The sequence below is a fragment of the Streptococcus infantis genome (assembly GCF_047465035.1).
Taxonomy (GTDB): Bacteria; Bacillota; Bacilli; order Lactobacillales; family Streptococcaceae; genus Streptococcus; species Streptococcus infantis_T.
On record NZ_JASHAQ010000013.1, the window covers coordinates 39740 to 63058 of the forward strand.

Genomic DNA, 23319 nt, shown 5'->3' on the forward strand with positions numbered 1-23319 from the left:
CCCACTAATGAATAATAGTAATTTATAAAAAAAATATGAAATTTTATATAAAAAATTTATTAAAAAAAGTCTCTACATTACCGTTGAATTTATTACCTATTCAGTCTAATAAAATAGTGTTTGATAATTTTGGTGGTAGAGGTTTGGGAGATAATCCCAAGTATATACTTGAAGAACTTGTCTCTCGAGAAAATAATCTAGATCTTGTATGGATATCAAAAGATAGAGAAATTTCTGTCCCAAAAGGTGTTCGTGTAGTAAAATATGGAAGTTATCGTTCTTTCTACGAATGGTTAACAGCTAGAGTTTGGGTAGATAATATTCGCTGTTCTGATCGACCTTGGAAGCGTAAAGGACAGATTTATCTTCAAACTTGGCATGGCTCAGATGGGGTAAAGTTAATTGAAAAAAGTGTTGCAGGGAGCCTAAAAAAAACTTATCTTAGAATGGCGAAGTATGATGGAAAGATTACAGACGGTATCGTATCAAGTCGGCACTTTCAAACTTTGGGGATGCAAAATAATTTTTGGCTGACAGAGGATGTGGAGTTTCTTGAATTTGGATTACCTCGAAATGATGATTTTTTTAAAAGTGAAAAAATCAAAACTACAAACATAAAATTTAGAAGTTTATTTGATATTGATTTAGACGAACTGGTGGTTTTGTATATGCCGACGTTCAGAGATGATGGATCGTTGGATGCCTATAATTTAGATTACTCGAAACTAATACATGCTTTTCAAAACAAATTTAGAAAAAATGTAAAAATATTAGTTCGTCTTCATCCAATTGTTGATTCTAGTTTTATAAATTTGCAGGATACAAACTGTATAAATGTGTCAACCTATTCAAATCCTCAGGATTTGATGATGAGTGCAGATGTAATGATTACGGATTATTCGTCATCTTCGATTGATTTTATGTTATTAAATCGTCCAGTATTTCTGTATTTACCAGATTATCAAAGATATGTGAACGATAGACCATTGGATAATAATTTTTATAAATTGCCATTTCCAAGAGCGTATCATAACAATGAGTTGATAGAAATTATTAGAGATTTTGAAAGAAGTAATTATGATGAAAAAGTTCGTCTGTATGAATTAGAGGACGTTCGTTTTGATAGAGGAAAAGCCTCGGTACAGTGTGCTAATTGGATTGAAGAAAAAATAAAAAAACAATAGGGTTATTGATTGAAATAATTATATTTTTTGAATGATAAATAAGGAGACCTTTAGATGAAAAGAGTTATAACATATGGTACATTTGATTTATTGCATTATGGTCATATCAATCTGTTGAAACGTGCTAAACAACTAGGTGATTACTTGATTGTGGTTGTTTCAAGTGATGAGTTTAATTTAAAAGAAAAGAATAAAGTATGTTACTTTAACTATGAACACAGAAAAAATTTAGTAGAAGCTATTCGATATGTAGATCTAGTAATCCCTGAAACTAGTTGGGAACAGAAAAAGTCAGATGTCAAAGAATACCATATTGATACTTTTGTGATGGGTGATGATTGGAAAGGTAAATTTGATTATCTTGAAGAAGAAGGTGTTGAAGTAGTTTATTTGCCTAGAACAAAAGAAATATCAACCACAAAGATAAAAGAAGATTTGTCAGAATGAACTATTATTAAAAAATGCTGATATAAGAAATTGTAGCTTTTGTGTCTAGTTTTTGATAGAATAAAGTAACAACACTTTAACCATCGAAGTGAGGTGAGAATAATGGCAGTAATTTTTAAAGATGTACTTACTGAAGAGAAGACTGATGAAGAAAAACAACATATTTTATCTATTTTAAATGGTGAGTATGACTTATCTGATGATGTGAGTCGTAGATTACGACGACTGAATGAGAAAAGTAAACGTTTGAAAGTGTTTAGTAAGGAGACGCACTAATTGCCTGTTTTGGATTCTATTGATGAATTGAAATTAATAAGTACTTCATCATCTATTTTAAATGATGAGGATGTTAGAGCTTTTGATTGTGGATATCAAGAATTGAATGATGTTTTTTTGGATATTTACAACAAATACGATGAAGAATCAGGCCATGTGTTAGCTATTGTAAATCAAAATTTTGAATTACTAGGTTTTATTTCTTGTAGACTAGTATCATTTTCTTTCATCGCTCAGGGTAAAGAGATGGGAATTAGTATAGACTATCTTGGTGTTCACAAGGATTGCCAGAAAAGAGGGATTGGTTCGCTTTTGGTGACCTTTGCACTTCGATTATCTTTAACTATTGACTGTTGGTTACCAATAAAAGGGGTAAGAGTTCATGCTTTAGAGGATGCTGTAGAATTCTATGAAAAACTGGGTTTCATTGATCCTAGAGAGATGGCGATTTATAATGGAAAACCAGTTACTATGTATTTTAGTATTGAAAAACTAAGAAATGGTGAAATTATGCCTCTTACACAGTTATTTGAGACATCGTTAGGAAATGACTTTTAATTGTATATAAACAAAGTAGAATTCACTTATTTCATTTTATACTAAATGTACTATGAAATAAGTGAATTTTTTATGGATAAAGAAGAAATTTTCTGTAATTTTTAGATAATAATTTGAAAAAATGTGATGATTATTTTCCTTTTAGAGCAGTACACAACTAATAGTAATTGACTCTAAAACAACAAAGAAAGGTACCCTACTATGAAAGGTATTATTCTCGCGGGTGGTTCGGGGACACGTTTATATCCGTTGACTCGAGCTGCATCAAAACAACTGATGCCGGTTTATGATAAACCGATGATTTACTACCCACTTTCAACATTGATGTTGGCTGGGATTAGGGATATTTTGATTATCTCAACTCCTCAAGATTTGCCTCGTTTCAAAGAACTTTTGCAAGATGGCTCTGAGTTTGGGATTAAACTTTCTTATGCAGAGCAACCGAGTCCAGATGGTTTGGCACAAGCCTTTATCATTGGGGAAGAGTTTATTGGCGATGATAGTGTTGCTCTGATCTTAGGTGACAATATCTATCATGGTCCTGGCCTTTCGAAGATGCTACAAAAGGCAGCTAGTAAGGAGTCAGGAGCAACTGTGTTTGGCTATCATGTGAAGGATCCAGAACGCTTTGGCGTTGTTGAGTTTGACAAGGATATGAACGCTATTTCTATCGAAGAAAAGCCAGAGCATCCTCGTTCCAATTATGCAGTTACAGGTCTCTATTTCTACGATAATGATGTGGTAGAAATTGCCAAAAATATAAAACCAAGCCCGCGTGGTGAATTGGAAATTACAGATGTCAACAAGGCTTACCTAGATCGTGGAGATTTATCGGTTGAGGTTATGGGACGTGGCTTTGCTTGGTTGGATACTGGCACTCATGAAAGTTTGCTAGAGGCGTCACAGTACATCGAGACAGTTCAACGAATGCAAAATGTTCAGGTGGCGAACTTGGAAGAAATTGCTTACCGTATGGGTTATATCAGTCGCGAAGATGTATTGACCTTAGCCCAACCACTTAAGAAAAATGAATACGGGCAGTATCTGCTCCGTTTGATTGGAGAAGCATAGATGACAGATAATTTTTTCGGCAAGGCACTTGCAGCACGTAAGGTTGATGCAATTCCAGGTATGTTGGAGTTCGATATTCCCGTTCATGGAGATAATCGTGGCTGGTTTAAAGAAAATTTCCAAAAGGAAAAAATGCTTCCACTTGGATTTCCAGAGTCTTTCTTTGCAGAAGGAAAATTGCAAAACAATGTATCTTTCTCACGTAAAAATGTCCTTCGAGGCCTCCACGCAGAGCCTTGGGATAAGTACATCTCTGTAGCAGATGGAGGGAAAGTTCTGGGTTCTTGGGTTGATCTACGCGAGGGTGAAACCTTTGGGAATACCTATCAGACAGTCATTGATGTAAGTAAGGGAATCTTTGTTCCTAGAGGTGTGGCCAATGGTTTCCAAGTCCTATCAGATACAGTTTCTTATAGTTATCTGGTCAATGACTACTGGGCTCTCGAGCTCAAACCTAAGTATGCCTTTGTGAACTACGCTGACCCAAGCCTTGGCATTGAATGGGAAAATCTTGCAGAAGCAGAGGTTTCAGAAGCTGATAAAAATCATCCACTACTTAAGGATGTAAAACCTTTGAAAAAAGAAGATTTGTAAAATATGAAGTATTCGTTATTCGATATTAATCAGATTGAAAATTTAGAAATTAGAAGTTATTTTAGTGAAGTAATCAGTTGTTATGAGAATCATAATTATCGTGCCGCTATCCTTGTTCTATATACAGTTATACTTTATGATTTAACGTATAAACTCGAAGAATTACGAGATGAATATGAGGATTCAAATGCTAAGCAACTATTGGAAGAAGTTTATAAAAAAATAAATTCTTCTGATGATAAGAGTTCATGGGAAAATTTTTTATTAGGTAAATTGCATGAGAGTACGGATTTCGAAATTGTTGATGATAATTTGTGGTCGACTATTCAAGCAGTAAAATTAAAAAGAAATTTGAGCGCTCATCCGTCATTTGATAAAGAACAACAAATTTATCAACCTACAAGAGAATTAACACTTGGATTTATAAAGGAAATTTATGAAACTTTACTAACTAAATCGGCACATTTTATGTCTCGTGGTCTTGAAAGAGTTTTTGAGTCTTTTGAACAAAAAAAATCGCATTTTAACATTCGTAATTTTTATGAGGATAGTAAAGATAATAATTATGAATATAATTACTTTTATAATCGTTTTTATTCACGAATGAGTATGCCACTAAAAAAGAAATTCTTTAAAAATGTTTGGACGTTGACTTTTGAAAAGAATAATGAAGAGTTGGAAAATAATTTTTTAAATCTATTCGTTATAATCAAAGTTTTAGAACAAGATGAAGCACTTTTTAAAGATTTTATTGAGGGTAAACTAAAGTCAGATAAGATTAAAGATATAATTGATTTAGATATTCCTATCAATAAATTTATCTTATTTTTAAACTTTTATCCAGATTATTACCAATATCTACACTCAGATGTTCAGGGAAGAATAGAGAAAAAGTTTAAAGGAATCAATCATTATCTTTTTCTATGGTATACCAAGGATAGTATATCAGAGTATATAGAGATGATTATGTCTGATGATAATATAAAAGATTTAGGCGGGATATCGTCCGACCAAATTAAACTCTTTAATTTTATTTGTAAAGAAAAAGGAATTATTGAAGTATTTAATAAATTTTTATTAAAAATACTAGAAAAATATGTTCCTGATTGGCTAGGATTTGATGATGCGAATAGAATTATGGAAAAGTTTATTTTACCTTATTTAAATGACTTTAAGGAAGAGGATTATTTTGAGTATGCTCAAATTAGAAAGTTAAACAATCAAATTTACGGTAGAGATAGAGATTCAGAGGACAATCGTATTCTCATTAGTAAAATGAAAGAACAGGGATTCGACTATCATGATTTTGAAACACAACTGAAATTATAGACAACTAAATCATTCTTGTAAAAATCGTTATCAAGAAATACTATCTAACTAAAGGAAGTTTTAATATGACTGAATACAAAAAAATTATCGTGACAGGTGGAGCTGGTTTTATCGGTTCCAACTTTGTCCACTATGTTTACAAGAATTTTCCAGATGTTCATGTGACAGTATTAGACAAATTGACTTATGCTGGGAACCGCGCTAATATTGAGGAAATTTTAGGTGATCGTGTTGAGTTAGTTGTTGGGGACATTGCGGATGCAGAGTTGGTAGACAAGTTGGCAGCTCAAGCAGATGCTATTGTTCACTATGCCGCTGAGAGTCACAATGATAATTCACTCAATGATCCATCACCATTTATCCATACCAACTTCATCGGAACCTATACTCTTTTGGAAGCAGCTCGTAAATATAATATTCGTTTCCACCATGTGTCTACAGATGAAGTTTATGGAGACCTTCCTCTACGTGAGGATTTGCCAGGTCATGGTGAAGGTCCAGGTGAGAAATTTACCGCTGATACCAAATACAATCCAAGCTCTCCTTACTCATCAACTAAGGCAGCTTCAGACTTGATTGTCAAAGCCTGGGTACGATCATTTGGAGTCAAGGCAACGATTTCTAACTGTTCAAATAACTACGGTCCTTATCAACATATTGAAAAATTTATCCCACGTCAGATTACCAACATTCTAAGTGGAATTAAACCAAAATTGTACGGTGAAGGTAAGAACGTTCGTGACTGGATTCATACCAATGACCACTCTTCAGGAGTTTGGACAATCTTGACAAAAGGGCAAATCGGTGAAACCTACTTGATTGGTGCTGATGGCGAGAAGAACAACAAGGAAGTTTTGGAACTTATCCTTAAGGAAATGGGACAACCTGCCGATGCCTATGATCATGTGACTGACCGTGCAGGACATGACCTTCGTTATGCAATTGACGCAAGCAAGCTCCGTGATGAGTTGGGCTGGAAACCAGAATTCACCAACTTCGAACAAGGTCTCAAAGAAACCATTCAATGGTACAAAGATAACCAAGAGTGGTGGCAGGGAGAAAAAGAAGCTGTTGAAGCCAACTACGCTAAAACACAAGAGGTTCTTGAAAAATAAAAGGCAGAAACTTTCTGCTTTTTATTGCTATACCGAAGAATTGTGAATCAGTTGAAAGGAAGAAAAATGATTTTAATTACAGGGGCAAATGGCCAATTAGGAACGGAACTTCGTTATTTATTAGATGAGCGTAATGAAGAATACGTTGCCGTAGATGTGGCTGAGATGGACATTACCGATGCAGCAATGGTGGAGAAAGTTTTTGAAGAGGTGAAACCGACTTTAGTTTACCATTGTGCAGCCTACACAGCTGTTGATGCAGCTGAGGATGAAGGAAAAGAGTTGGACTTTGCCATCAATGTTACGGGGACAGAAAATGTCGCCAAAGCATCCGAAAAGCATGGTGCAACTCTAGTCTACATCTCTACAGATTATGTATTTGACGGTAAGAAACCAGTTGGACAAGAGTGGGAAGTGGATGACAAACCAGATCCTCAAACGGAATATGGTCGTACTAAGCGTATGGGAGAAGAATTAGTTGAGAAGTATGTGTCTAATTTCTATATTATCCGTACTGCATGGGTATTTGGAAATTATGGCAAAAACTTCGTTTTTACCATGCAAAATCTTGCAAAAACTCATAAGACTTTAACAGTTGTAAATGATCAGCACGGTCGTCCGACTTGGACTCGTACCTTGGCTGAATTCATGACCTACCTAGCTGAAAACCGTAAGGAATTTGGTTATTATCATTTGTCAAATGATGCTACAGAAGACACAACTTGGTATGATTTTGCAGTTGAAATTTTGAAAGATACAGATGTGGAAATCAAGCCAGTAGATTCCAGTCAATTTCCAGCAAAAGCTAAACGTCCCCTAAACTCAACGATGAGTCTGGCCAAAGCCAAATCTACAGGATTTGTCATCCCAACTTGGCAAGATGCCTTGAAAGAATTTTATAAACAAGAAGTGAGATAAGCAATAGAATGATTTTCTAGTCTAATAAAAGAGGCAGATAATGAACTCCAAAGGAGCTTAAGATGTACGATTATCTGTTGTAGGTGTGGGCCTTTTTTGGTGCAGTGTTTGTCCATGAAGCGACCTTAAAAGGCAAAAAGTAAAAGTCATTGAAAAAGGAATCACATCGCGGGTAATATCTATACCCGTGAAGAGGAAGGTATTCAAGTTCATCAGTATGGAGGGAAGAATAGTATGATAAAATATTTTTTAAAAGCATTAGAATTTAATATGATTAAGAAGAAAAGATTAGATTTAAAAAATTCTGACTTCACGATAATAAGCTCTAACTGTCTTGGAGGTGTAATAAGTCATAAATTAGGGCTTAAATTTATGTCTCCAACAGTGAACTTGTTTATCGAACCCAGCTCATTTGTTAAGTTTTGTAAGAATTTGACTTACTATTTTGAGCAACCACTAGCGGAAAAAGAATGGTCAGGTGATTATCCTATCGCTTTATGTAATGATATAGAGATACATGGTTTACATTATAAAAATTTTTCAGAATTAAAAGATAAATGGAATGAAAGAAAGAGAAGAGTAAATTTGGACAATTTATTTATTTTCATGATAGAGCGGGATGGATGTACATATGAAGATATATTGGAATTTGATAAATTATCCTATAAAAATAAAGTTGTGTTCGTAAGTAAGGAGATGCCAGAAATAAAGTCTGCCATACATATTCCAAAAGCTAATGAAACAATTAATGGTAAAATACAAGTGAAAAGTCTACTAGGATATAGAAATATACTGGTAGGAAAAAGAGATATTGATCTTTTTGATTATATTAAATTTTTTAATGAAGGAATAATACAATTAAATAGAAAATAGGGATATTTTTGAAATAAAATATGAAATTTTGATTAATAAAACTCTAAGCAGGCAGATCCTGCTAACTCATGACAAAATAAGATGAAATCCGTCATTGCTTGCACCCATAAGATTCTTAGAATCATTTACAAACTACTCTCCATCAAGCAGACTTATCAAACAGAAAAGGCGCTAGGACTGAGGAAACAGTTCTAACGCCCAAAATAAAAAAATTCAATTCAATTATAGTATAGAACAAGAAGTGATTTTTTGCGCTTTTTTACTGTTTTTTTCAAATAAAAGTCGGAGGAGCTAAAAACTCAATTTGAAGATAAAATTGAGTAAATCTTTCCGTTATAAAACGCATAGTATCAAGTTTTTTGAACATCTGATATTATGCGTTTTCTTATTTTAAGGGGGCGTTTGCCCAGCCGTTTTCTTTTTATTTACCCACCGATGAAATCGTCGGATAATTATAAAAATTCAAGAAAAAGCTTGGTTAAATGTTAGAAAATTCGAGCACGAATGTATTTTTTGTGTTATAATATTCTGTGAGTAGTTATGCCTTGGTGTAGCTATTAAAAATAGAAGTGTGAAACTGGTAAGATAGAGAGGACGCAGTGTAATGACTAGGAATGGTTTTTTTACAGGCTTAGATATTGGAACTAGCTCTATTAAAGTGTTGGTTGCAGAGCTTGTAAATGGTGAAGTGAATGTAATTGGCGTAAGCAATGCCAAAAGTAAAGGTGTCAAAGATGGGATTATCGTTGACATTGAAGCAGCAGCGACTGCTATTAAGTCTGCAATTTCTCAAGCAGAAGAAAAAGCAGGAATTTCAATCAAGTCTGTAAATGTTGGTTTGCCAGCTAATTTGCTACAAGTTGAGCCAACTCAAGGCATGATTCCGGTGACATCAGATACAAGAGAAATTACAGATCAAGATGTTGAAAATGTGGTTAAATCAGCTTTGACTAAAAGTATGACTCCTGATCGTGAAGTTATCACCTTTATTCCAGAGGAATTTGTCGTAGATGGATTCCAAGGAATTCGTGATCCTCGCGGAATGATGGGTGTGCGTTTGGAAATGCGCGGTCTCTTGTACACTGGTCCACGTACGATTCTCCATAATCTTCGTAAAACTGTAGAGCGTGTAGGCATTCAAGTTGATAACGTGATTATTTCACCTCTTGCAATGGTTCACTCTGTCTTGAATGAAGGTGAACGTGAGTTTGGTGCGACTGTTATCGACATGGGTGGTGGCCAAACGACTGTTGCCACTATTCGCAACCAAGAACTTCAATATACAAATGTCAACCAAGAGGGTGGCGATTATGTCACAAAAGACATTTCAAAAGTTCTCAAGACTTCTAAGAAAATTGCAGAAGGTCTAAAATTGAACTATGGTGAAGCTTATCCACCGCTAGCAAGCAAAGAAACTTTCCAAGTTGAAGTGATCGGTGAAGTTGAACCAGTTGAAGTGACCGAAGAATACTTGGCTGAGATTATTTCGGCAAGACTTAAGCACATTTTTGAGCAAATTAAGCAAGATTTGGAAAGACGTCACCTATTAGACTTGCCAGGAGGTATTGCTTTGATTGGTGGAAATGCCCTCCTTCCAGGTGTCGTTGAATTGGCTCAAGAAGTATTTGGAGTCCGTGTTAAGTTATTCGTACCAAATCAAGTTGGGATCCGCAATCCTGCTTTTGCCCATGTCATTAGCTTGTCAGAATTCGCTGGAAGCCTTACTGAAGTGAATGTTCTAGCTCAGCGAGCAATTCGAGGAGAACATACTTTAAGCCACCAGTCACTTGACTTTATAAATTCAGCTCAACCAGTTTCACCTGTTTCTCCACGACCAGTATTTAATACAGTGACAACACCTGAGCCTGAAACAACTCAATCTGTTGAACCAGTAGCTCCTCTTCAATCGGAAGAAAAGAGCAAAGGTAAATTAACGGATCGTTTCCGTAGCTTGATTGGAAGCATGTTTGACGAATAAAATAGAGGAATATAAATATGACATTTTCATTTGATACAGCAGCAGCACAAGGTGCAGTAATTAAAGTAATCGGTGTCGGCGGTGGTGGTGGAAATGCCATCAACCGTATGGTTGACGAAGGCGTTTCTGGCGTTGAATTTATCGCAGCCAACACAGATGTACAAGCTTTGAGCAGTACAAAAGCTGAGACAGTTATCCAGCTCGGCCCTAAATTGACTCGCGGACTTGGTGCAGGAGGTCAACCTGAAGTTGGTCGTAAAGCTGCGGAAGAAAGCGAAGAAGTATTGACAGAAGCAATCAGCGGTGCTGATATGGTCTTCATCACTGCTGGTATGGGTGGAGGTTCTGGTACAGGTGCTGCACCAGTTATCGCTCGTATTGCAAAAAGTCTTGGTGCTTTGACAGTAGGTGTTGTCACTCGTCCATTTGGTTTTGAAGGAAGCAAACGTGGACAATTTGCTATCGAAGGGATTAACGAACTTCGTGAGCATGTTGATACACTCTTGATTATCTCAAACAACAACTTGCTAGAAATCGTTGACAAGAAGACTCCACTTCTTGAAGCATTGAGTGAAGCAGATAACGTTCTTCGTCAAGGTGTGCAAGGGATTACAGATTTGATTACAAATCCTGGTTTGATTAACTTGGACTTTGCAGACGTTAAGACTGTTATGGCCAATAAAGGTAACGCCCTTATGGGAATTGGTATCGGTAGCGGTGAAGAACGTGTTGTAGAAGCTGCTCGTAAAGCAATCTACTCACCACTTCTTGAAACAACTATCGATGGAGCAGAAGATGTGATTGTTAACGTAACTGGTGGTTTGGACTTGACTTTGATTGAAGCTGAAGAAGCATCAGAGATTGTTAACCAAGCAGCTGGGCATGGAGTTAACATCTGGCTTGGAACATCTATTGATGAGACAATGAAAGACGAAATCCGCGTGACGGTTGTTGCGACAGGAGTACGTCAGGATAAAGTTGAGAAAGTTGTAACTCCTCAACCGCGCCAAGCAACACACCGTGAACCTGCTCGAACTAGTCATACGCAAACTTTTGATCGTAATTTTGATATGGCTGATACAGCAGAAATTCCAACTCCAAGTTATCGCCGTCAAGAAGCTCCAAAGACATCAGCTTTTGGTGACTGGGACTTGAGACGCGATGCTATCGTTCGTCAAGGAGAGCCAGTTGTTTCTCCAGTGGAACGTTTTGAAGTTCCAGCAGCTACGGATGAAGATGAGTTGGAAACACCACCATTCTTTAAAAATCGTTAATGAAGATGAATTTAAAAGAAAATACGAACCTTGTTTTTCAACAGATATCGAATGCAGTTCAGGAAGCTGGTCGTGAAAACGACTCGGTTTCTGTGATTGCGGTGACCAAATATGTAGATGTTGAAACAGCCTCAGCTTTGGTTTCGCAAGGAGTGCAACACATTGGTGAGAACCGTGTTGATAAATTTCTTGACAAGTATCATGCTCTAAGTGATAAGAATCTTACCTGGCATTTGATTGGAACCTTACAGAGACGTAAAGTCAAGGAAGTGATTTCTTATGTGGATTATTTTCATGCTTTAGATTCCTTAAAGCTAGCTCAGGAAATTCAAAAACGAGCAGACCACAAGATTAAGTGCTTTTTGCAAGTAAATATTTCTAAGGAAGAGAGCAAGCACGGTTTTTCGAAAGAAGAATTGTTAGCCCTCTTACCAGAACTTTCAGAATTAGACCAGATTGAGTATGTGGGACTGATGACCATGGCTCCATTTGATGCAACTAGTCAAGAATTACTAGAGATATTTAAAGAAACGCAAGAATTGCAAAAAACCATTCAGGGGAAATATCTCCCAAATATGCCGATGACAGAACTCAGTATGGGAATGAGTCGTGACTTCAAAGAAGCGATTCAATGTGGTTCAACTTTCGTTCGAATCGGCACAGCATTTTTTAAGTAGGAAATAACCATGTCACTAAAAAATAAATTTGAAAAGTTTATAGATTATTTCACTGAAGATGGAGAAGAAATGGCACCAAACGTTGCTGAATTAAAGCCTGAAAAAACGCTAACATCAGTTTCTGCCCCCATGGAAGAACTTCCACAAGCTCAACAACTTCCTCAGCCTTCACAAGTGAATTCAAAGGAAAAAAATATTACGCGCCTTCATGCTCGTCAGCAAGAATTAGCGATGAAGAGTCATCGTAGTACAGAAAAGGTAACCATTGATGTTCGTTATCCTCGTCGCTACGAAGATGCAACGGATATCGTTGATTTACTAGCAGGTAATGAAAGTATTTTAATCGATTTCCAATACATGACTGAAGTACAAGCGCGTCGTTGTCTAGACTATTTAGATGGAGCTCGTCATGTACTTGCTGGTGAATTAAGAAAGGTTGCAAATACCATGTACCTTTTGACACCAGTAGGAGTTGTGGTTAACATCGAAGATATTCGTTTGCCTGAGGGAACTCATGGTGAAGAGTTTGATTTCGATATGAAGAGAAAACGAGTGAGATAATGATATTTCTAGTTCGCTTTATTCAAAACGCTACAGATATCTATTCTATGATACTTGTAGCGTTTGCTCTCTTATCCTGGTTTCCAAATGCCTATGAGACTAGAGCAGGTCGTTTGTTGACTAATTTAGTCAAACCGATTCTTCAACCCTTGAGACGTCTGCCGCTAAGTATTGGTGGTTTAGATTTTTCAGTTTGGGTGGCTGTCGTTTTAGTTCATTTACTTGGAAACTATCTGATCCGTTTTCTTTTAATACTAGCATGAGAAAAGATATCTATCAGCATTTTTCAGTCGAGGATATTCCTTTTATTGATAAAGGTTTGGAGTGGCTTAGGCAGGTTGAAGAGCACTACGCTCCCATCTTAACTCCTTTTATCAACCCCCATCAGGCCTTTATTTTAAAGACATTGGGCAATCATCAAGGGATTCAAGTTTTTTCTAGCAATGATTTTGTAGCTAGCGAGTATAGTCGTGTACTACTTGCACCAGATTATTTCATACCGACTTTGACGGATTTTGAAATGGAATTGCTTGAGATTGTTTATTCTAGTAAGTTTGACCAATTGACTCATTCCAAGATTTTAGGAACTGTTCTGAATCGTCTGGGAATCGATCGCAAGTTGTTTGGTGATATATTGGTAACGGAAAATAGAGCTCAAATCATTGTGGACCGGAAATTCACTTCTCTCTTTCAAGATGGGATTCAAAAGATTGCTCGATTGCCTGTCAAACTTGAAGTCAAATCCTTTGAAGAATTGGTAGAAGCCGAGAGTGATTATCAGGAAAAGGAAGTTTTAGTTCCGAGTATGCGCTTGGATGCTTTCTTGTCAAATGTTCTGAAATTGTCTCGCTCTCAGACAGCTGATTTATTAGAAAGAAAATATGTTCAGGTAAATTACCATCTGGTTGAAAAATCCGATTATCAAGTTAAGATTGGTGATTTAGTAAGTGTCAGACGTTTTGGAAGAATTAGTGTTCTGAGAGAAAATGGTCAGACAAAAAGGGATAAGAAGAAATTGACAATACAATTATTATTAAGTAAGTGAGGGGAAAATATGCCAATTACATCGTTAGAGATTAAGGATAAAAGCTTTAGTACTAAGTTTAGAGGTTTTGATCCTGAAGAAGTTGATGAATTTCTCGATATTGTAGTTCGAGACTATGAAACATTGGTTCGAAGTAACCATGATAAAGAGCAACAAATTAGAAATTTAGAAGAGCGTTTGTCTTATTTTGATGAGATGAAAGATTCATTGAGTCAGTCTGTTTTAATTGCTCAAGATACTGCTGAGCGAGTTAAACAAGCAGCTACTGAACGCTCTCATAATATCATTCATCATGCTGAACAGGAATCACAACGTTTGCTTGATGAAGCTAAGTACAAGGCAAATGAAATTTTACGTCAAGCAACTGATAATGCTAAGAAGGTTGCGATTGAGACAGAAGAACTGAAGAATAAGAGTCGCGTCTTCCATCAACGCTTGAAATCTACAATTGAAAGTCAATTGGCCATCGTTGATTCATCTGATTGGGAAGAAATTTTACGTCCAACAGCAACTTATTTACAAACTAGTGATGAAGTCTTTAAAGAGGTGGTTAGAGAGGCTTTGGGGGAAAATATTTCAGCATTTCATGAGGAGGAAGCCAATGATTTGACTCGTCAGTTTTCACCTGAAGAGGTTGCTGAGCTCCAAGCACGTATAGAAGCAACTAATCGTGAATTGATGGAAGCACAGGATGAATCAACTTTATCTGACTTATCTTCGTTAGTAAATAATGAAATGAGTTCTGAGTCTAAAGAGAATTCAGAATAACAATTTCTCAACATTTATAATTGTAAAATCTGAGAACAAAATCTAATCAAACATATTTCCAGCGAGTAGGAGATGGTGAAAGTCCTACAATCCCTGTTGATTAGATTATCCTCTCAAGTTATCAAGTCTGAAGTTAGTAGGATTTGACGTTGCCCACGTTACGGGAAAAGAGGGAGAAAGACTAGTTCTTTTTCCGAACAAAGGTGGTACCACGATTTTCGTCCTTTTTAGCGAATCGTGGTTTTTATTTTGTCTATATCATAAAGGAGATATCATGAAACTCAAAGAAACTTTAAATCTAGGGAAAACAGATTTCCCTATGCGTGCAGGACTTCCAACCAAAGAGCCAGTATGGCAAAAAGAGTGGGAAGAAGCAAAACTCTACCAACGTCGTCAAGAATTAAATGAAGGGAAACCGCATTTTGTCTTGCATGATGGGCCTCCATACGCTAACGGAAATATCCACGTTGGGCATGCTATGAACAAGATTTCAAAAGATATCATTGTTCGTTCTAAGTCTATGTCAGGATTCTATGCGCCATACATCCCTGGTTGGGATACACATGGATTGCCAATCGAGCAAGTTTTGGCAAAACAAGGTGTCAAACGCAAAGAGATGGACTTGGTTGAGTACTTGAAACTTTGCCGTGAATACGCTCTTTCTCAAGTAGATAAACAACGCGAAGACTTCAAGCGTTTGGGTGTTTCTGGTGACTGGGAAAATCCATATGTGACTTTGACTCCTGACTATGAAGCAGCCCAAATCCGTGTCTTCGGTGAGATGGCTAACAAGGGCTACATCTACCGTGGTGCCAAGCCAGTTTACTGGTCTTGGTCATCTGAGTCAGCTCTTGCTGAAGCGGAGATTGAATATCATGACTTGGTTTCAACATCACTGTACTATGCCAATAAGGTTAAAGATGGCAAAGGTGTTCTAGATACAGATACTTATATCGTTGTCTGGACAACTACTCCATTTACTATCACAGCTTCTCGTGGTTTGACGGTTGGTGCAGATATTGATTACGTTTTGGTTCAACCTGCTGGTGAAACTCGTAAGTTTGTGGTTGCTGCAGAATTGTTGACTAGCTTGTCTGAGAAATTTGGCTGGGCTGATGTTCAAGTTTTGGCGACTTATCGTGGTCAAGAATTGAACCATATCGTGACAGAACACCCATGGGATACTGCAGTAGATGAACTCGTTATCCTTGGTGACCACGTTACAACTGACTCTGGTACAGGTATTGTCCATACAGCCCCAGGTTTCGGTGAAGACGACTACAATGTTGGTATTGCTAATGGTCTTGAGGTTGCTGTGACAGTTAACGAACGCGGAATCATGATGGCTAATGCTGGCGCTGAGTTCGAAGGTCAATTCTATGACAAGGTGGTTCCAACTGTTATCGAGAAACTAGGCAACCTCCTTCTTGCTCAAGAAGAAATCTCTCACTCATACCCATTTGACTGGCGTACGAAAAAACCAATCATCTGGCGTGCAGTTCCACAATGGTTTGCTTCAGTATCAAAATTCCGTCAAGATATTTTAGATGAAATCGAAAAAGTGAAATTCCATTCAGAATGGGGTAAAGTCCGTCTTTACAACATGATCCGTGACCGTGGTGACTGGGTCATCTCTCGTCAACGTGCTTGGGGAGTTCCTCTTCCAATCTTCTACGCAGAAGACGGCACACCAATCATGACAGCTGAAACGATTGAACATGTAGCTCAACTTTTTGAAGAGCATGGTTCAATCATCTGGTGGGAACGTGATGCTAAAGACCTCTTGCCAGAAGGATTTACACATCCAGGTTCACCAAATGGCGAGTTCAAGAAAGAAACAGATATCATGGACGTTTGGTTCGACTCAGGTTCATCATGGAATGGGGTCGTGGTTAACCGTCCAGAACTCAAATACCCAGCCGACCTCTACCTTGAAGGTTCTGACCAATACCGTGGTTGGTTCAACTCATCACTCATCACATCTGTAGCTAACCATGGTGTGGCACCATACAAACAAATCTTGTCACAAGGTTTTGCGTTGGATGGTAAAGGTGAGAAGATGTCTAAATCTCTTGGAAATACCATTGCTCCAAGCGATGTTGAGAAACAATTTGGTGCTGAAATTTTGCGTCTCTGGGTAACCAGTGTTGACTCAAGCAATGACGTGCGTATCTCTATGGACATCTTGAGCCAAGTTTCTGAAACTTACCGTAAGATCCGTAACACTCTTCGTTTCTTGATTGCCAATACATCTGACTTTAATCCAGCTGAGGATACAGTTTCTTACGAAGAACTTCGTTCAGTTGATAAGTACATGACCATCCGCTTTAACCAACTTGTTAAGACCATTCGTGACGCTTATGCAAACTTTGAATTCTTGACAATCTATAAAGCCCTAGTGAACTTTATCAACGTTGATTTGTCTGCCTTCTACCTTGATTTTGCCAAAGATGTTGTTTACATCGAAGGTGCCAAATCATTGGAACGCCGTCAAATGCAAACTGTCTTCTATGATATCCTTGTAAAAATCACCAAACTTTTGACTCCAATCCTTCCTCACACTGCGGAAGAAATCTGGTCATATCTTGAGTTTGAAGCTGAAGACTTTGTCCAATTGTCAGAATTGCCAGAAGCTCAAACTTTTGCTAACCAAGAGGAAATCTTGGATACATGGGCAGCCTTCATGGAGTTCCGTGGACAAGCTCAAAAAGCCTTGGAAGAAGCTCGTAATGCCAAAGTCATCGGTAAATCCCTTGAAGCTCACTTGACAGTTTATCCAAATGAAGTGGTACAAACCCTTCTTGGTGCGGTTAACAGTAATGTTGCTCAACTCTTGATCGTCTCAGAATTGACTATCGCAGAAGGACCAGTTCCAGAAGGTGCAGTAGCCTTTGAAGATGTAGCCTTTACAGTTGAACGCGCTGCAGGTGAAGTTTGTGATCGTTGCCGCCGTATTGATCCAAGTACAGCAGAACGTTGCTACCACGCAACCATCTGTGACCACTGTGCAAGTATCGTAGAAGAAAACTTTGCGGATGCAGTCGCAGAAGGATTTGAAGTAAAATAAAAGTAAAAAATGGCGAGGGTAGTCCAAAGGTTGATTTGAAAAGAAAGGCCAATAGCGCTCTCCAACATTAAACGCATACTATCAAGACTTTTAAAGTCTTGATAGTATGCGTTTTTTCTTGTAATACTATTTTTACCATGTATCTTTTTTGTACAGTGGATTGAATCCAGAATAGTAGGCTATGGATTCTATAGTAGATTGAACTTAGAATAGTACGCTACGAATTCTAAAACATTTTTAAAAATTATTTTGACTTTCCTAATCGATTTGTTCATATCTTATTTCAATCCACTATATTTTCATACTCCGTTATAGTAGATTGAATATTGAATAGTACACTGTTGCTTCTAAAACATGGATAAAAATCGATCTGATTTATCTAGTCAATTTGTTCAGATTTGATTTCATTACACTATAAAATAAAATTGCACTTTTTGTTAGCAGGCTGCTTAAGAAATATCTAAGTCCGTGTGTAAATTTGGAATTCTAGCAGCTAATCAACGTATTCTAGGAGGATAAGGAAGAGTTTCTAACAAAACATAAAATATATATGTTTGTGTAGTTAAAATTTCTGCTCTTTTTGATTTTAAAAGAACATCAAGTTTTTAAGAAAAAAACTAACAAAATAGAGAAAAACTGTATTTAGATATTATAAAAACTTATATGTATATATTTGGAATGTAATAAACTGAAAGAAATCTAAAGAATAAATTTGATTTATTTAAGTAAAAAGATTATAATAAAATTGTATTTATAATACTACATAAACACAAAAGGAGAAATAAATATGTGTTTTAATCGTAAAAATGCAGAACAAAAGAATTGGCGTATGATCAAAAAAGGAAAACATTTCTTGTTTGGTTGTTCGCTAGTCTTTGCGGTTGGAGCTACACTAGCTACTCCAACGGTTCACGCTGACAGTGTAGAAGCTAAGACAGAAGCTACAAATTCAGCAACACAAAATGAACCTACTGCAGAGGCGACGACCTATGCGGCACCAGCTGCAACTAGCCCAGTTGCGACTGAAGCAGTAGAAGCAAATTCAGCAACAACTGTCGTTTCAGCTGACAAATCTCAACTAGAAGCTGTTTTGACACAAGCTAAAGCTAAAAACTTGGATGGTCAAGAAGCTTCAGTTAAAGCTGAGGTAGAAGCTGCAATTGCAGAAGCAGAAGCACTAGTTGCGAACGGTTCAGCAAGCCAAGATCAAATCAACCAAAGCCTTGAACGCATGAATCAAGCTGTGGCAAGTGTGAAGGAAGTTACTGAAGCAGCTGAGACAACAGTTGAAACAACATCTGAAGCAACTACAGAATCTTCAGCAACTCCTAAAGTCAGAAGCAAACGTGCTGTTGCTGAAGGTACAACACGTTCAATTGATGAAACTAACCTTGCTCGTGCTATCGTAACCAAAGATAACTTTGAAAGTTTCTTCCAAGAAGGCGGAACTGCATCCTATGATAAATCAACAGGTACTATTAAGTTGACAGATGACGTATCAGGTCAAGTTGGTAGTGCTTACCTTCGGTTTAAAATTGACTCTGGACAACCTTTTACCTTCACTGGTAAGGTCGATATTGGTAATAAATACGAAGGCAAAACTGATGCAGATGGCCGACCAGGTGGTGATGGAGTTGGTTTCGTCTTCCATACAGGTAAGGTAAATACTATTGGTCAATCTGGAGCCTCTATTGGTATGGGTACTATCAAAAATGCCTTTGGTTTCAAACTAGACTCATGGCACAACACTTCTAACCCAAATGCCAACCAAAATGCATCAGCCGATCCACAATATGGTGGGAGAGCATGGGAAAGTAATGCCTTCGGTTCATTCTACTCATCAAATAATGCTGGTAAGGTAACGACAAGTAGCTCAGCAGCAAAAGCTCTAAATCCAGCTCCTAGTGGCCAATGGGTAGACTTTAAAATTGAATACGATAAAGAAAAAAACTTTACAGTAACTTATGGCTCACAAACTTGGACAACAAACTTAAAAAACGCTAACACTAGCATCATGACATTTGATGCTAAGCGTGCCTTGACTACTGGTAATCCAACCTTTGCCCTTTCGTTCTTAGGAAGTACAGGTTCTGGTACTAACTTGCAACGCGTTCAGATTGAAAAATTTGAGTTTACAGCGCCACAAATCGTCCACATGAAATTTGTTGATGCAAAAGGTAATGAAATCGAAGCAAGTAGTGCGATTCCAGGTGATGAAAATGAGGTTATTAACCTTAGCACCCAAGACAGCAAAATTGCAGCAGTCGAAGCTAAAGGTTATAAATTAAAGAGAATCGATGCAAGCAAAGCACCTTCATATAACGAAGGAAACAATACCGTTACCCTAACTCCAGGTGGGCAGTTGTTGACTTATGTATTTGCACCAGCTGGACCTACTGTCACTCCAACATTACAAGTTGGCGGTGTTATGACTGAGCCAGGTATCAAGTCAACAGACAATACCATCTCAGGAATTGGTAAAAAAGGCGCAACAATCAAAATTGCTGCTGCTGGTAAAACAATTGTTGATAATGTGACTGTTGCTGAGGATGGTTCTTGGTCTGCAACTCTTCCAAGTGGTGTAAACAGTAATATCACTGAGCAAGATCAGTTGGTTCCAAGAGATACATTGACAGTTACCCAAACGATCAATGGTGAAGAAAGTGCTGAAACAGAGGTTAAAGTTGGACTTGGTGAATCAGTTGTTCAACCATCTGAATCTTCTTCTGATAAACAAAGTCTTGTTGCAGAAACTACAACAGTAACTTTGAAAGTACCACATGATGCGGGAATTACTTACTTTGATTATCCTAAAGCTGGTAACGCTAGAAGTGAAGTCGCTATTAAACGCGATTCAATTCCAGGGGCATGGACTTCAAAAGACGAATCAAAAGCAGTTGTTAAGTCATACTCTACTGATGGTTTCTTTGATACTATTGTCCTTGAAATGAAAGAGCAAATCCAACCAGGTAAGGCTAAGGTAGTTTCAAACATTAAAGAAGATAAATACACAAGTCCTGTTGGTTGGAAAGAAATTAATGTAGAAGCAAAACCAGCAGATACAACACCACCAGCAGCTCCAACTGTAAACCCAGTTAAGGCAGGCGCTACTGCCATTACAGGTACAGCAGAAGCAGGCTCAACCGTAGAAGTAACGCTTCCAAATGGACAAAAAGCCTCTGCAAAAGCAGGTGACAATGGTGAGTTTTCAATCACAGTTCCAGCTTTGAGTGTTGATGATCAAATTAGTGTTACAGCAACGGATGCTGCAAATAACAAATCAGATGCTACAACTGTAATTGTAAAAGAGAATGTTCGTCCTGTGGTAACTATTCCATACGACGATAAAGCTAACCAAATTATCTATTTATATTCTGGTGAAGAAAATAATATAGAACTAAAAATCACTGATAACTCAGGTAAAATTTCTAAAGCATATTTAGTATTTGCTCAAGACAATCGTACAGGTTTAGGAACAGAAGATGCTGGATACCTAAATGGTAAAACGAAAAGTGCTTTATACTTAAAAGCAAATAGATTTGGTTCAGAAACAACAGCTACTGAAGCAAATCCTGCTATCATCAAATTAACAGCAAATATTCCAAATGGATCTTACACAGATGGTACAGGAATGACTCGTTATATTTATGCTGAAGATTTAGCAGGAAATACAAACTATGATAACGTAGGGGCTGCAGGAGATACAGGCGCACCTGGCCGTATCCGTTTTGTTTGGAAACCGCAAACGTTCAAATATAACGCACAAGCGCCATCAACACCAATTACATCAAACACTGTTCCAGAAGCGAGTGCTATTGAAAAAGCTGTTAAAGATGCCAATCCAACGTTCAGTGACAAGATTGGAAGTGTTACCTTAGATGGTACTAATGTTAAAGTGACCTACAAAGATGGAAGTACAGATGTTATTCCAGCAAACTCAGTATTCACAATTGAACCAACTGCACCTACAGTAACACCAGTTAAAAATCCATCAAGCCTGGAACAACCAGAAAAAGATGCCGTTAAGAAAGCTGTAGAAACAGCGAATCCAAGTGCAACTAAGGTTGAAGTAGGTACAGATGGTACAACAACACTAACCTACTCAAATGGTTCGACAGCTAAATTGACCCCAGCACAAACTGTCAGTCAGGCAGACGTTACACCTCCAGTAGCACCAACTGTAAATGCAGTTAAGGCAGGTGCTACTAGTATTACTGGTACAGCTGAAGAAGGCTCAACCGTAGAAGTGACGCTTCCAAATGGACAAAAAGCCTCTGCAAAAGCAGGTGACAATGGTGTGTTTTCAATCACAGTTCCAGCTTTGAATGCTGATGATCAAATTAGTGTTACAGCAACAGATGCTGCAAATAATACATCAACTCCAACTAAAGTTACTGTAAAAGAAACAGTTCGTCCAGTTCTCAACATTCCTTACGATGATGCTGAGAATCAAGTAATTTATGTGTATTCTGGTGAAGAAAATAATATAGAACTAAAAATTACTGATAACTCAGGGAAAATTTCTAAAGCGTATTTAGTATTTGCTCAAGATAATCGTACAGGTTTAGGAACAGAAGATACTGGATATTTAAATGGTAAAACGAAAAGTGCTTTATATTTAAAAGCAAATAGATTTGGTTCAGAAACAACAGCTACAGAAACAAATCCAGCTATTATTAAATTAACAGCAAATATTCCAAATGGATCTTACACTGATGGAACTGGTATGACACGTTATCTATTTGCAGAAGACGCAGCAGGTAACACCTCATACGAGCATGTTGGTGCAAACATGGATAAAGGTGCTCTTGGACGTATTCGCTTTGTTTGGAAACCACAAACATTCAAGTATACTGCAGTAGCTCCATCAACACCTATTACATCAAACACTGTTCCAGAAGCAAGTGCTATTGAAAAAGCTGTTAAAGATGCCAATCCAACATTCAGTGACAAGATCGGAAGTGTTACTTTAGATGGTACGAATGTTAAGGTTACTTATAAGGATGGAAGTACAGATACTCTAAGTGCAGACTCAGTATTTACAATTAAACCAACTGCACCTACAGTAACACCAGTTAAGAATACGTCAGCCTTAACTACACCAGAAAAACAAGCTGTAGAAGCAGCAGTAAGAACAAAGAACCCAGATGCGACAACAGTAGTAGTTGGAAATGATGGTTCAACAACATTAACTTACTCAAATGGGTCAACAGCTAAATTGACACCAGCACAAACTGTTAAAGCAGCAGATTCTAAGGGCGTTCAAGAACCAGCAGCTAAGACACCAGTTCAAAACACATCAGCCTTAACTCAACCAGAAAAAGATGCCGTTAAGAAAGCAGTAGAAGACGCTAACCCAACAGCAACTAAGGTTGAAGTAGGAAACGATGGATCAGCAACTGTAACGTTCCCAGATGGAACAACAGCAACCCTAACAGGCGATAAGACTGTTAAGGAAGCAGATTCTAAGGGCGTTCAAGAACCAGCAGCTAAGACACCAGTTCAAAACACATCAGCCTTAACTCAACCAGAAAAAGATGCCGTTAAGAAAGCAGTAGAAGACGCTAACCCAACAGCAACTAAG

General features: G+C 37.5%; 19 protein-coding genes. All 19 read left to right on the forward strand.

Features of this window, described 5'->3' with window-relative positions; all coding sequences use genetic code 11:
* The first annotated feature begins 35 nt into the window (after positions 1-35).
* A complete protein-coding gene (locus QM406_RS06995) occupies positions 36-1184 on the forward strand; it encodes a CDP-glycerol glycerophosphotransferase family protein (RefSeq protein ID WP_153225229.1) in 1149 nt (382 codons plus the stop codon).
* A 54-nt stretch (positions 1185-1238) separates the two neighbouring features.
* Positions 1239-1631, forward strand: coding sequence for a glycerol-3-phosphate cytidylyltransferase (gene tagD / locus QM406_RS07000; RefSeq protein ID WP_075231289.1), 393 nt, complete (start codon positions 1239-1241; stop codon positions 1629-1631).
* A 102-nt stretch (positions 1632-1733) separates the two neighbouring features.
* Positions 1734-1907 carry a hypothetical protein gene (locus tag QM406_RS07005; RefSeq protein ID WP_194251832.1) on the forward strand — a complete coding sequence of 58 codons (174 nt, stop codon included), beginning with the start codon at positions 1734-1736 and terminating at the stop codon, positions 1905-1907.
* Positions 1908-2465, forward strand: coding sequence for a GNAT family N-acetyltransferase (locus tag QM406_RS07010; RefSeq protein WP_414269605.1), 558 nt, complete (start codon positions 1908-1910; stop codon positions 2463-2465). It abuts the gene before it with no gap.
* 201 nt (positions 2466-2666) lie between these two features.
* Positions 2667-3536 (forward strand): glucose-1-phosphate thymidylyltransferase RfbA, encoded by an 870-nt coding sequence (gene rfbA / locus QM406_RS07015; protein ID WP_153225227.1) that lies wholly within the window; start codon positions 2667-2669, stop codon positions 3534-3536.
* Positions 3537-4130: a dTDP-4-dehydrorhamnose 3,5-epimerase family protein gene (locus tag QM406_RS07020; RefSeq protein WP_414273798.1), complete on the forward strand. Its 594-nt coding sequence runs from the start codon at positions 3537-3539 to the stop codon at positions 4128-4130.
* 3 nt (positions 4131-4133) lie between these two features.
* Positions 4134-5459 (forward strand): hypothetical protein, encoded by a 1326-nt coding sequence (locus tag QM406_RS07025; protein WP_153225225.1) that lies wholly within the window; start codon positions 4134-4136, stop codon positions 5457-5459.
* 65 nt (positions 5460-5524) lie between these two features.
* Positions 5525-6574, forward strand: coding sequence for a dTDP-glucose 4,6-dehydratase (rfbB, locus tag QM406_RS07030; RefSeq protein ID WP_075231292.1), 1050 nt, complete (start codon positions 5525-5527; stop codon positions 6572-6574).
* 66 nt (positions 6575-6640) lie between these two features.
* Complete coding sequence (rfbD, locus tag QM406_RS07035; RefSeq protein ID WP_075231293.1) at positions 6641-7492, forward strand: dTDP-4-dehydrorhamnose reductase; 852 nt, start codon at positions 6641-6643, stop codon at positions 7490-7492.
* A gap of 234 nt (positions 7493-7726) precedes the next feature.
* Positions 7727-8365 (forward strand): DUF1919 domain-containing protein, encoded by a 639-nt coding sequence (locus QM406_RS07040; RefSeq protein WP_075231294.1) that lies wholly within the window; start codon positions 7727-7729, stop codon positions 8363-8365.
* 604 nt (positions 8366-8969) lie between these two features.
* A complete protein-coding gene (ftsA, locus tag QM406_RS07045) occupies positions 8970-10343 on the forward strand; it encodes a cell division protein FtsA (protein ID WP_414273799.1) in 1374 nt (457 codons plus the stop codon).
* A 17-nt stretch (positions 10344-10360) separates the two neighbouring features.
* Positions 10361-11617, forward strand: a complete 1257-nt coding sequence (gene ftsZ, locus QM406_RS07050) for a cell division protein FtsZ (RefSeq protein WP_311522921.1) — start codon at positions 10361-10363, stop codon at positions 11615-11617.
* Positions 11618-11622: 5 nt separating this feature from the next.
* Positions 11623-12294 carry a YggS family pyridoxal phosphate-dependent enzyme gene (locus QM406_RS07055; protein ID WP_414273800.1) on the forward strand — a complete coding sequence of 224 codons (672 nt, stop codon included), beginning with the start codon at positions 11623-11625 and terminating at the stop codon, positions 12292-12294.
* Between the two features lie 9 nt (positions 12295-12303).
* The gene (locus QM406_RS07060; RefSeq protein WP_414273801.1) at positions 12304-12855 is read left to right on the forward strand and encodes a cell division protein SepF; all 552 of its coding nucleotides are present in this window, start codon (positions 12304-12306) and stop codon (positions 12853-12855) included.
* Positions 12855-13118: a YggT family protein gene (locus QM406_RS07065; protein ID WP_248035607.1), complete on the forward strand. Its 264-nt coding sequence runs from the start codon at positions 12855-12857 to the stop codon at positions 13116-13118. Before QM406_RS07060 ends, QM406_RS07065 begins: the two co-directional genes overlap by 1 nt.
* The gene (locus QM406_RS07070) at positions 13115-13900 is read left to right on the forward strand and encodes an RNA-binding protein (RefSeq protein ID WP_414273802.1); all 786 of its coding nucleotides are present in this window, start codon (positions 13115-13117) and stop codon (positions 13898-13900) included. The genes QM406_RS07065 and QM406_RS07070 overlap by 4 nt, the downstream gene beginning before the upstream one ends.
* A gap of 9 nt (positions 13901-13909) precedes the next feature.
* Complete coding sequence (locus QM406_RS07075; RefSeq protein WP_414273803.1) at positions 13910-14668, forward strand: DivIVA domain-containing protein; 759 nt, start codon at positions 13910-13912, stop codon at positions 14666-14668.
* 274 nt (positions 14669-14942) lie between these two features.
* Positions 14943-17735 carry an isoleucine--tRNA ligase gene (gene ileS, locus QM406_RS07080; RefSeq protein WP_414273804.1) on the forward strand — a complete coding sequence of 931 codons (2793 nt, stop codon included), beginning with the start codon at positions 14943-14945 and terminating at the stop codon, positions 17733-17735.
* 787 nt (positions 17736-18522) lie between these two features.
* On the forward strand, positions 18523-23319 hold a 4797-nt coding region (locus QM406_RS07085), incomplete at its 3' end, for a lectin-like domain-containing protein (protein ID WP_414273805.1).